The organism is Rhizobium phaseoli, from assembly GCF_003985125.1.
GTDB lineage: Bacteria > Pseudomonadota > Alphaproteobacteria > Rhizobiales > Rhizobiaceae > Rhizobium > Rhizobium phaseoli.
The window spans coordinates 1-8,140 of record NZ_ML133616.1 but is presented as its reverse complement, the minus strand read 5'-3'; the positions used below and the strand labels follow the sequence as shown (position 1 = coordinate 8,140).

The following is an 8,140-nucleotide window of genomic DNA, read 5'->3' as shown; positions in this document are numbered from 1 at the left end:
CAGAAGCGAACCATCGATGACACCTGGCGCCACATCGGACACCTCGTCACAACCATCGAGCCCAGCGAATGCAGCAACTACTTCGCCAATGCCGGATATGCTTCCGTGAAAACCTGAAACGCTCTAGGTTTGCCAACGGGTATGGTAAGAAGCGCTGGAACGGCGCTAGCTATAATTAGAAGCCTCGCCACCTGTCAGGACAAAGCCGAGAGGACGTCCCTGACCGTCTGCGCGGGCATGGACTTTTGTCGTAAAGCCGCCGCGTGATCGACCAAAACCCTCCTTATAAGTCCCCCTTTAGCGCCCGCAGCCTGCGAATGGCCGCGAACCGTGGTGCTGTCAATCATATGTTGCCAGTCATCGGTCAATCCAAGTTCGACAAGCGTTTCCAGAAGTGCGTCCCAAACACCTTGTTCGGCCCAGCGGCGGAAACGAACATAGACCGAATTCCACTTTCCATATCGCTCGTGCATATCGCGCCACGGACAGCCGACGCGCAGAACATGGAGCATCCCGTTAAAAAAGCGGCGGTTGTCGTGGGATGGCCGAGACTTGCGACCACGCTCGGTCGGCAATAGCGGTTCGACAATCCGCCATTCCTCATCACTCAAATCGCCTCGTGCCATAGCTGCTTCCTAAAAAGCAGTCTTGAATCACGCCTAGGCTGATTTGGGAATCCACTTTGTCAACAGGACCTAGTCTCAACCGAAATCGGAGGGTCAAACCGAACCCACTCGTACTCAGAAAGATGGTTCTTGGGACGGCGTATCGAGCCCGAGAGATCCCATTCCTTAGCGCTGTCATTGCCATTGCTGGGATGAAACTCGATCATCCCGTTTCGGTCGCTGATCGCAACCTCGGATAGCCTCATCCGATCCCGATCAGAAACCATTTTCTCCTTGAAGCGTGCAGCGGCTCTGGGGTCTGGCTCAAAGCAATAGAGCTGGGCGCTCGGAAGAAGGCGCAGAAAGCGTTGAGCATCGCTTCCGTCATTGCACCCAATGTCAAAGATTACAGGGTTAGGCTTATCGAGAAGCGAAACGATCTGTCGATGTACGTTTAACTCACACACCGGATCCATCACAGTCTCCTTAACTTTTCGAAGTGCCCCTGCTGAACGAGCTCGGACAGGATATCACTGAAATACCGAGCCATTTGGCCCTTCTTTCGACATGGTTGTTGACGCGTCGCCGTGCGATTAGGTGGGCACGGCGCATTGTCGGTCGCGGGCTTTGCTATTCGCGAGTTTGTTTGGCGTAACGACGCGACCCCAAGCTATGCTGAAAGCCCACTAGTCACCGAGGCCTCAGCGGGGACGGATACCTGTGATTTGCGGCCACGTACCGGGCTTAAGCATATGCAACGCTGCTCCCAAATCTGCCGAAGTTCATTTAGGAAAGTCTCACGACTACCTGAAACAGGCGCGATTCCATCCAATATGTCGCCAACCAGGGCTTCTCCCTCAATCCTAATTAGCTGTTCAAACAACTCCGGTGAAATACGCACGGCCTGCAGGCTGGAGGCGCCTGTGCGGATCTCACATACAGTCTCTTGCCGATCCAGGGTGGAATATGCACGCGCCTGATGGAGACTTGCGTAAGGTGGCAAGGAAACTGCTAGTTTATTCCACTCCTCCATCGTTGAGATTCGCTTCTTGACGAGAAATGGACCGATCACAAGTGCATCCAGGTCGGTCGTCAAAAAAGTCGTTACGGCATCCCTAACCGAATCCACTACCGGCTCGGCGTTGTTGTTAAACGACGTGTTGAGCAAGATCGGAACGCCGGTTCGCTTCCCGAAAGCATTGATTAGCTCCCAATATGCGGGATTTGTCTCGCGTGACACTGTCTGCAAACGAGCCGTACCATCTACGTGCGTGATGGCGCCTAGCGAACTACGCTTGGGTTCGCGCACAGACACTACGAAATTCATAAAAGGAAATTTGCGCAAGGTACCTGGCAGATCAAAAAATTCCACGGCGTCCTCCTCCAATACCGAGGGAGCAAATGGGCGGTAGCCTTCCCGCTTCTTGACCATCATATTAATTCGATCCTTGTTTGACGCCGGCCTCGGATCAGCAAGAATACTCCGGTTGCCTAGCGCCCGTGGACCGAACTCCGAACGCCCCTGCACCCAGGCGATCACGGCGCCATCCGCAATCCATTCGGCTGCTTTGCCTGTCACGTCATCACTCCGTTCAATTTCGAGATGCTGGCCCCAAGCAAAAAGTTCCTCCTCCACGCTTCCTTCGCTCTCCAGGTCGGGTCCCCAATAGACGTTTTGCAAACGCTCACGAGGTGCCGGATGCCCCAGATCATGAGACGCCATCAATGCGGCGCCTAGTGCGCAGCCAGCGTCATGGGCAGCCGGTTGCACGAAGATGTCGTCAAACATCCCCGAGTACAGCAGCTTGCCATTCAAAGTGCAGTTGTGAGCCACTCCTCCGGCCAAACACAGTCGTTCGATGCCCGTAACCTTGGTGTAATGCCGTAGGACGTGGAACACGATCCGTTCCAGTGCTTCCTGCAGTGAAGCACTCACATCTTTATGCTGCTGCGTGAACGGCATGCCTTTCTGGCGTATTTGAATGTTACTGAGCAACGTAGGACCAACTCGGTCGAGATGGACCCGATAACCACCGTCGTCTAGGAGTTCGTAAAATTGTTCGAAGATCTCGCGGTACGAAGCGGGATTGCCGTAAGGTGCCAGACCCATGATCTTATATTCATCGAACGCGCCATAACCTAGGTAGCGGATCGTTTCCAAGTATAGCAGCCCTAGAGAATCATTCTCCGGAAATGTCACGAGTGGCTCAATCTCCGTGCTGGAACCAATCGCCAAAAGCCCCGAAAGAAAGTCTCCACCGCCGTCAATTGAGAGGACCAAACTTCGCTCGAAGCCCGACATGAAAAACGAGCTCACCGCGTGCGACATATGGTGGCTCACGAACGACACACGTGAGGGATCAATTTCGGCACCAAATTCTTGCCCGAGTAATCCGCACAACAACAGTCTCGCGTCCGGTATTGGGGTACTTGGGTGAGAGAGGCGCACGCGCTCGAGCACAGCGTTGCAATAGGCCTCGGTCGCATAATACGCGATGCGGTCGATGTCGCTCAGGTGAACACCTGCAGATGCGAGGCAATATTGAATCGAACGCGTTGGTAACTTGTTGGAGTGCTTGATCCGGTTAAGGCGCTCCTCCTCGACCGCCGCTATCACTCGCCCGTCGCGAACGAGAACCGCAGCCCCATCGTGCATAAAGGTGTTCGGTAGATCGAACGAATTTTCGTAGACTCTGCTTAGACCGCCACTGAGCCCTAGACACAGCATGTTGCTCTCCAGTTCGTTTCGAAAGGTAGGTCGCTCTGGTCTGGCCACCGGCTTTCGCAGTTTCATAGGGTGGCGCTTGACAGTGCAGCTAGAGCTCACGGGTCGAAGCCGAAATCAGATCGTGACCGGATCGGTGAGATTGCCGACAATCGGCGCTAACAGAGCCCCAGACCGAAGCATTTGCGGCAGTAACGCCGCGTAACGTATCCACATTACCCAGTCCTTCATCTTTCCGCCCGACAGCCACAACGACGTTTGGTGGTCGCTGCAAAGGTCGCAGACCGTATCCTTGCAGCGGCGAGTGCGCCTGCGTTGGCTCCGAGGCATAGCACACAGAATTCCGCCGCCGGCCTCCGTCATTCGCATATGCGCCAGTACCGAACTCAGCTCCCACGCGGTGGGGCCGCCATTGATAATCACGTCGAACGGCGCCCACGGCGTGAGAACCGATCTGCAACAAACGCTAGAAGGGGAAGCAGTAGAAAGATGACCAGCGCGCGGTGAAGACGAATAGGAGGCGGCATCGACCGGGGCAAAAGTGCGTCCCGTGAGAGCCCACTGAAACGTCGAGAAGCAACGACCAAGATTCTACCCGATCACGTCGAGCGCAAGATAACGATCGAGACCAGGCAGCAGACCGACTGCCTCATCTCGTTTTCCCAGCACAGTCTCCACGGCACCCGAGGACCCATTTTAAGAACTCCGAATTACGGCTTTTACAAAACGCTTCTTCAGCGTCTTCTAATGGCAACCGTTTCGATCAGTAAAATCGATTGTTTGGATGGAATGCATTCACGAAAACGATGGCGTGACTCAGCAGTGAAGCGAGCGGCGACCCCATCCTTCTCTCTATGGCGGCCGTGTGCAAGGCAGATCCGCCTGTGACATTCGACCGACAAACTCCTCGTGTCTTGTCATAAAAGCAACACTCCTTCGCTACTCTTGTTTCAGCCGACAAAGCCAAGCCGCATGTTCGTCTCGGCACATCAATGAGCCTAATGGCGGCGCTAGCTGCAAGGAAACTGCGTTCGGTCTTGGTCAGCACCGCCGCTGCGAGTGCCGCGAAACGTGGGCCAAGCGCTTCAACATTTTCCCCGGCGTAAGTGCGCAGCATCTGGTCTTTGAAGCGCCAGCCGACGAAGGAGAAGCCTGGGTTGGTGCGCGGCTCCTTCACCACTTTAGGGACCGGGACGATAAATCGGCAGAGGCCGCGGTAACTCCAAAAAATAATGCGGCGCTAAAAAATTGGCCTCAGGCTAGACCGTGGGTATAGACTGGTAGTCCGGTAGGCGCTATTCGTGCTGTTCCAGCATAACATCAGCCACCCCGTGGATTCTCCAAGGCCTCTTATATTGAAAAAAGTGCAACGCAGTTTTGCCGTCGAGTACAAGAACGGCAGGCGAAAACTTGATGCCAGATCGAACTCGATCTGGGGCAATGTGGATCTAAAGTCAGTCGCGCGCGATCTAGAGGAAGAGGCATTGCCTTTTCTGTCAGGTAGCTCTCAGAGTGGCAAACCCGACAGCGAAATGTCTTTGCCGGAACAAGATCAGGCCGAGCAGTTGTTGACAGCGCCTCTCGGGCCGTCGACAACTGCATCAGATACACAGGAGATGAGCATGGCCGACGAGACTAATACGACAACCAAGGTCGATGGACAGACCGTTGTCGAAACGCCTAATGCGCCGAAGAAACAGCGCAAACCGCGCGCCAAAAAAGTCGCGGCACTCGAGACCGCGTTAGCTGACGCTACGGCAGAGCCGGCAGCTGCGCTGGCCGGGGACGGTGGTGTGAAGAGGAGAGGGCGCAAGACAAAGGCTATCGAAGCCACGGCGAGCGCCAAACGCGCACCTGTGCGCCGTGCTCCAAAGGCTGTGCAGGCAGCGCCGGCTGCCCCGATGACGGCGAGCGATGAAATGGCAGACCTTTTGCAGTTGGAAGAGGAAAATCAGCGGCTGCGCAAGCTTCTTGCTGGAAAACTTCGCGCTGAAAATGAAGATCTGCGCAAACGGCTCAAGCTCGATTGATATAAGCAGCCGGTCAATAAGCGACCGGATCTACATTCTTATCGAGACAAACAATTCGGCAACGGTAATGCTGTTGCCGGACCCCAAACTCACTGCCTGCTTGCGGGATAAAACGCGAGGTCGGATAGATGGCGTCTCCCTGGAAACTTCTTGCCCGACTGATCTCACCGGGTCGCGAACAAAAGCGAGAAAACGGCTCGGACCAGAAGGTTACGCCGGACACATTGGCCATTGCCGGTCCGACCGAAACGCCTGCCGAGAAGAGCCTGATAAGCGCCGTTCGACCGGCAAGCGAGGGGCCTCCCCGTCACGGCCATTCTCCTGCAATTTCCACCGAGTTTGTTGTTTCTAAGGAAGTCGGAATCGGTGGCCACGATCAGGTCGAAGGCCAAGATGCCAAAAACGTTGAGGCGGCCGATCCACCTCCATTCGGCGGGCTTAGTACCGACATCGCCGCTGGGCACGATGCTACGAGGCTCGAGCGAACTCTCGAGGTCGCCCCGCGTAAGAAGGCATCAGCCGCGATTGCAAACGCTGCCCCGGCAGTTCACACTGCGGACCAGATGAGCCTCGACGAAGACATCAGGGTGCTCAGGAGGCAGCTAGCCAGAAAGCTAAGGCTGCAAAACGCGCAGTTGAGAACAATGCTGGAGCGGTTTGAACGGTGACCTGTCGCAGTGCAACAACCTGTCGCCCTGGGCATGTAGTGGAGCCAACGGCAGCATCACCTGTGTACGGCAAGGACAAATAATTGGGGTCCGAACACGGTCCCATTTCGTCGAGATCAACGACAAGAGTGTTTAGGCCATGTTCTAGGCATTTAACCGCGCTCGATCGCCACCGTGAACATCGAGCCTGCCGCAGGTTTCCTGGATGCGCGTCTCCGCCGCCTGCGCAATCGAAGCCGCATTGGTGGCGTCAAGCTGAACTGTCCGGGCGTCTGGTCCGTTTTGAACGAAGGTGTCGCCTGCTTCAAGTTGGCGCGCGCAACCGAGCCGGTGAAGCCGTGCTGCGCCAGACCTTTCACGATATTTGACGGCGGATTTCTTTGCCAGTGGCGAGAGCTGAACTGTGACGCGATCGAGACCGACACATGCCATGGACTGCGAATTCAGCGATCAATTTAAAATCGAGCAATTGGGGGCTTGCCTCCTGCCTAACATCTCGACGAACTCGAGCTCGATTAAGTGATCACTCCAAGGTCCTCCGTTTGCCAGTCTAGATCGGCTGGCGGCCAAGATAAGCATCGAACGCGGCAGCGACATGGCGAAGGGCAGAGCGACGTTCGTGCCGCACACTGACTAAACCGTTGTCAAACTCAACGATCCCATCCTCAGCCAGAATCTCTAGCTGCTTAGCTGAACTCACTAGATGGGTCTGATCAAATCCCTGAGCCGTACAGATTGCTGATATGTCCGCCTTCAAGTAGCACATGAGCTGTTCGATGATTGCAGCTCTTACGCGATCCTCGGTAGCTAAACGGTAGCCCCTTGAGATCGCCAAGCGGCCGGATGCTATGTGCCGGTTATAACAGCTTTGCGTGAGATCGTTTTGAACGTAACCGTCGCCGCAACGACCAATGGCGGACGCGCCCAAACCGATGACAGTTGAGCAGGTTTCGGCAGAGTAACCAAGCGAATTTCGGCGCAGACGACCAGCTCTCTGTGCTATTGCAAGCTCGTCATCCGGCAAAGCAAAATGGTCGAGACCAATTTGCAGATAGCCTGCTGCAACTAACGTATCGGCCATGGCTGAGGCCTGCTCAGCTCGCGCGGCTATATCGGGCAGTGCTGCTGTGTCAATCAAGCGCTGATTTTTTCGAAAAGATGGAACGTGGGAATAACCGAAAACCGCGAGGCGGTCGGGACGCATCGCAATAGCTAACATAGCGCTCTCGAGACAGGACTGGACGGTTTGGTTCGGCAAACCGAACATCAAGTCGAAATTGATACGCCTGACCCCATACAGGCGGAGGTTTTCGACGGCGGTCATCACTTGCGCCTCGCTCTGAATCCGGTTGATCGCTTTTTGTACGACGGGATCGAAGCTCTGCACACCGACGCTTGCGCGATTCACACCGGTTCTTTCTAGGGCTTCGGCCATATCGGTGGTGAACGTGCGCGGGTCGACCTCAACGGCAATGGTTGCACCTCGCTCAAGCGCAAAACGGCCGCGCAGGAGTTCCATTAGCGACAGGAAGTCTGCCGATGGCATAATGGTCGGGGATCCGCCGCCAAAGTGCACGTCACCCACGGAGAGTGCCTGCGGCACTTGCTCGGCGACCAGGCGGATTTCCTCGCGCAGCATTGCTAGATAATCGGTTATCAAAGTGTCCCGACGAGTGATGCTAGTCGGAAAACCACAATACCAGCACATCGAGCGGCAGAATGGAATGTGGAGATAGAGCGAGACAGCGTCATCAGTTCCCTGGCTTCTCAGCCATTGCTCATAAGTGTGGGCGCCGATTTCTGGAGAAAACTCCTGTATTGTTGGGTAGATAGTATACCAAGGCAACTGCGCCCCGCTATTTGTGTTCGGAACGAAAATCGACGACGGTGCGCGCAAAGACTTTCGCCTGCAGTCCGTGTCACGTTCACATACAATATTTGACACGTTTTTTTCCTTCGAAAGCGTGGTCCTATTGGGCACATGCCACGCCCGGAATGGACTTGATGTTCGATTTGACGTCGCATTCGGAAAGGGCCTTCGGCTCATCGCCAGGCTCGTCGCCGCTCGTTGCGACGCTGAGGTGCTTCTTGCGGCGCTTCGCCGCCTTGTCT

The 8,140-nt window shown here is 55.4% G+C and carries 6 protein-coding genes and 3 pseudogenes; 3 read left to right on the top strand and 6 right to left on the bottom strand.

What is annotated here, in order from left to right:
- A pseudogene (locus EFD56_RS32050) lies at positions 1-117 on the top strand (IS630 family transposase); the annotation flags it as partial.
- A 2-nt stretch (positions 118-119) separates the two neighbouring features.
- On the opposite strand, the pseudogene EFD56_RS32045 reads toward EFD56_RS32050, so the two are convergent.
- The 4 genes and pseudogenes from EFD56_RS32045 to EFD56_RS32025 form a co-directional block, all read right to left on the bottom strand.
- A pseudogene (locus tag EFD56_RS32045) lies at positions 120-626 on the bottom strand (IS5 family transposase); the annotation flags it as partial.
- 59 nt (positions 627-685) lie between these two features.
- Positions 686-1,081: an FkbM family methyltransferase gene (locus tag EFD56_RS32040; RefSeq protein WP_080712025.1), complete on the bottom strand. Its 396-nt coding sequence runs from the start codon at positions 1,079-1,081 to the stop codon at positions 686-688.
- Positions 1,082-1,275: 194 nt separating this feature from the next.
- Positions 1,276-3,333, bottom strand: coding sequence for a carbamoyltransferase family protein (locus EFD56_RS32035; RefSeq protein ID WP_011053454.1), 2,058 nt, complete (start codon positions 3,331-3,333; stop codon positions 1,276-1,278).
- A 760-nt stretch (positions 3,334-4,093) separates the two neighbouring features.
- Positions 4,094-4,510: a hypothetical protein gene (locus EFD56_RS32025; protein WP_011053452.1), complete on the bottom strand. Its 417-nt coding sequence runs from the start codon at positions 4,508-4,510 to the stop codon at positions 4,094-4,096.
- 175 nt (positions 4,511-4,685) lie between these two features.
- On the opposite strand from EFD56_RS32025, the gene EFD56_RS32020 reads away from it, so the two are divergent.
- Both EFD56_RS32020 and EFD56_RS32015 read left to right on the top strand, forming a co-directional pair.
- Positions 4,686-5,360 carry an MreC domain-containing protein gene (locus EFD56_RS32020; RefSeq protein ID WP_029875595.1) on the top strand — a complete coding sequence of 225 codons (675 nt, stop codon included), beginning with the start codon at positions 4,686-4,688 and terminating at the stop codon, positions 5,358-5,360.
- 128 nt (positions 5,361-5,488) lie between these two features.
- Complete coding sequence (locus EFD56_RS32015) at positions 5,489-6,028, top strand: hypothetical protein (protein WP_004679185.1); 540 nt, start codon at positions 5,489-5,491, stop codon at positions 6,026-6,028.
- A 550-nt stretch (positions 6,029-6,578) separates the two neighbouring features.
- Here the strand turns inward: EFD56_RS32015 and hemN are convergent.
- Positions 6,579-7,925 (bottom strand): oxygen-independent coproporphyrinogen III oxidase, encoded by a 1,347-nt coding sequence (gene hemN, locus EFD56_RS32005; RefSeq protein WP_126907119.1) that lies wholly within the window; start codon positions 7,923-7,925, stop codon positions 6,579-6,581.
- Between the two features lie 88 nt (positions 7,926-8,013).
- A pseudogene (locus EFD56_RS32000) lies at positions 8,014-8,140 on the bottom strand (nitrogenase); the annotation flags it as partial.